This is a genomic window from Oryzihumus sp. (assembly GCF_036391795.1).
Lineage (GTDB): Bacteria > Actinomycetota > Actinomycetes > Actinomycetales > Dermatophilaceae > Oryzihumus.
Genome location: NZ_DASVZH010000020.1, coordinates 1 through 3,145 on the forward strand (window position 1 = coordinate 1; position 3,145 = coordinate 3,145).

General features: G+C 69.4%; 2 protein-coding genes. Both read right to left on the reverse strand.

Annotation, left to right across the window (positions count from 1 at the left end):
- Positions 1–764: 764 nt before the first annotated feature.
- On the reverse strand, positions 765–2,036 hold the full coding sequence (locus VF825_RS00820; RefSeq protein ID WP_331109117.1) for a hypothetical protein: 1,272 nt from the start codon (positions 2,034–2,036) through the stop codon (positions 765–767).
- 613 nt (positions 2,037–2,649) lie between these two features.
- The gene (locus VF825_RS00825) at positions 2,650–3,081 is read right to left on the reverse strand and encodes a DUF309 domain-containing protein (protein WP_331109119.1); all 432 of its coding nucleotides are present in this window, start codon (positions 3,079–3,081) and stop codon (positions 2,650–2,652) included.
- Positions 3,082–3,145: the final 64 nt, after the last annotated feature.

A 3,145-nucleotide genomic window follows, 5' to 3' on the forward strand; every position in this document is an offset into this window, starting at 1 on the left:
CCACGTCGCTAGGTGACGCCGACCAGGGCGGTGAAGCCCTGCCATCCGTAGGTGACCTTCGAGGCCGTGCCGGTGAATCCGCCGGTGCCGTTGCCGCGGTGAAGGGTGAGGTCGCCGTTGGCCTTGGGGGACAGGAAGGAGCTCCAGTGAGACTGCGCGGGCTGGCGTTGCGCCAGGGGGGCGCGCTCGCAGCCCTTACCCTGAATCCCCCTGCCGCCGGGCAAGCTCCTCCGTCACACGCTGATGGCGGACGGCGTCCGGCACCAGGTCCTCGAAGTCGCGGCTGTTCAGGAACTCACCGCCCTCGACGACGACCGCCTCCCACGCTGGGCGAGTCCGCCGAAGTTCGACCCGCAGGCCTTCCAACGTCATCCATTGCACCGGCGTATCCATGCGCTGCCCCCGATTCTGGCGCATCGTGCGAGCACACACGCTAATGACGCACGGGTCGGGTCGCATCGCCTTGACCAAGAACTGACCTCGGTGGCCTCGCATGGTCGGCGGGCCGCGGGCGTGAAGGTTTGAGCAACCTGCACCGTCGACGAAGGTGGCCTTTACGCCAGCGCGGCCCCGGCCGCAGGCGCTCGCCCCACCAACAACCTCGGGCGCTACCGCTACTTCTCAGCGATCGGTGCAGCGTCGGAACAGTTCCTCCAGGACCTCCAGGTGGCGCCGTCCCTGACGGCGCATCAAGAAGCATCGAAGCGGCCCCGTCCTCCCGGAGGGGGCCGCTTCGCACCCGGCCGACGGGCCCCGCCTGCTCGTCACGAGGTGGTGACCACCACGTTGCCGGCCGTGATGACGTAGTCGTTCGCGGGGGTGAACCCGCGTGCCACCATCGAGCGGGCAGCCGTCAGGGAGCCGGCCACCGAGAACCCGACCCGGTCGTGCCGAGGCCCCGGCGTCCCCATGTCGATGACGCGCCAGACCACGACGGTGCCGGCCAGCGAGCCGGAGCTGATCCGGTAGTCGAACCACGCGACCCGGCCCGACACGCGGACGTCGACCACGACGGCGGTGTAGGACACGCCCTGGGTGATGTTGCGGTAGGTCACCGTGCCCGAGTCGCCACCCCACGCCCGGTCGGCCACGCTGAAGGCCATCTGCTGCCGCTGGGTGGACTGGCCGAACCAGACCGTCCCGCTAGCAGCCCCGGTCACCCGGTGCACGACGGCGATGTCGCCACGCACGACCCCGTAGGTGTTCGCCGGGGTGAACCCCGCATTGACCATACTTCGGGCGGCCGCGGTCGAGCTCGCCACGGAGAAGCCGGCGGTGTCAGGGGCGCCGTCGCGCGCCTTCCACACGATGACGGTCCCGCCAAGCGAGCCCGTCCCGGCCGGGATGGTGTAGTCAAACCTGGCCTCGTGCCCGGCGATGCGGACGTCCGGCGTGCCGGCGTGGTAAGCCACCCCGGCGTCGAGGTTGCGGTAGAACGCCGTGCCCCGGTCACCGAACGAGCCGTAGTCCAGGGTCACGAAGGCGAGGTGCTGGCGCGGCTGCCCAGCCGTGCCGAGGCGCGCGTTGCCGAGGGCATAACCCTCCAGCCGCGCGGTGCTCACCAACCGGGCCTGAAGGTCTCCGGACGTCACCGCGTAAGTGTTCGTCGGGGTGAAGCCGGACCGTACCCATGTCCTGGCCTGATCGATATTGGCGGCCACGGCGAAGCCGGCGCTGTCACGCGCGGTGTCCGAGACCTTCCACACGATGGCCCGGCCCCTGGCCGACGGGGGCGCCGTGTCCGGCACGACGTAAGCGAAGCGGGCGCTACCGCCCACCACGACCACACTCAGCACCGAGGCGGTGTAGTCGACTCCTGCCGCCGGGTTCGCGTACGTGACACTGCCCCGGTCTCCCACCGCTCCGGTGTCGACCATGGCGAAGGTCAGCGACTGGGTGGACCCGGCACTGCCGAGCCGCACGTCGCCAACCGCGTATCCGGTGGCGGGGCTCGCGGCCCGCGCGACGACTGGGGTCAACGTCACGCTGCCGACCGCGAGCGCGGCCGCCGAGATGAACCTGAGGACTCGTGACATGTGATGCGCCCTCCTCCCGAGGGCGGGGAGCAAGCAGTCGCACAAAGGTGTGGCGCAGGTTGCCAGAACCGGTACGGGCAGATCCGAGGAGGTCCTGGTGAGCTCAACTCCCCGACAAACTCAGTGTCCACCCGTCGCCCCGACAGCTCCGGGGGCCAACGTCCCCCACAGCGATGTTCGGCGGCGAGGGGACCTGGGTAACCCATGTACGGGTTCGCGATAGGCACCTACCCAACAGAGCACCGGCCCCTGCCACCAGCGGAGTGATGCACCCACTTGCGCTGAACTGCCGCTGAGCCCGCGATGTCGCGAGCAGCCGTGAGCCTTGCTCCCGCAACGGTTGCGAGGATCCTGTCGACACGTCGCCATGAACGACGACGTGGCCGAGGTCCTGGGGACTCGAACGATCTCGCCTTCGATCCCTCGTCGGGCGGGACATGGCCGTAGCCGAACGCGTCCAAGCGCCTCGAGTCGCCAGACCTCATCATCCTCGGCTACGTCGCGCCCATCCGGTTGAGTGTCGGCGTTGCCGATGAAGTCGAACCGAGCGCTAGGCGCACCGACCACTTTGAGAAGCGGGACGGCACGTTGACTGTCGTGTGACCGTTGGCGGCTACCCCGGGGGTCCGACGTGCGCACGTGCGCACGAGGTGATGCTCGCAAGGTCGAGTCCGTACGTCGGCCCGTCGCTCCTCAGGTACGTCTGGAGTTTTCCGGTTCCGCGGTCCACGAGGCGCACCGCGCCGACGTCATTGCCACGAGCCGAATGAGTCAGCCCGACGCAGATCTGCGCCAAGCCTTGCCAGAGGTCTCGTTCCTGCGGGGGGCCAGCCTTCCATCGAGCCTCGAAGACTTCATGGGCGGCAAACGGTCGCCCGGCGTCGATCAGCTCCCGGGCCGCCGCGATCGTCTCGTGTGGCGGCAGCGCCGCCTCGGGGACAGGCTCGACGCCGGAAGCGTCGTAGGGCAGCGGCCGGCCGAGTGCGTCACGGGGGCGTGCCTGTCTGGCGCGTCCCCGCGCGTCCCGGTCCCTGTCAGCTGCCATTGACTCACCCTCCCGGTCGGTCGCAGGGTCGCTTCACGCGAACGAGCCTATGTCGATCTATCGC

Bases quoted from the DNA above. Each gene is read 5' to 3' on its own strand.
- VF825_RS00825 (WP_331109119.1), bottom strand. From the start codon at position 3,081: ATGGCAGCTGACAGGGACCGGGACGCGCGGGGACGCGCCAGACAGGCA.
- VF825_RS00820 (WP_331109117.1), bottom strand. From the start codon at position 2,036: ATGTCACGAGTCCTCAGGTTCATCTCGGCGGCCGCGCTCGCGGTCGGC.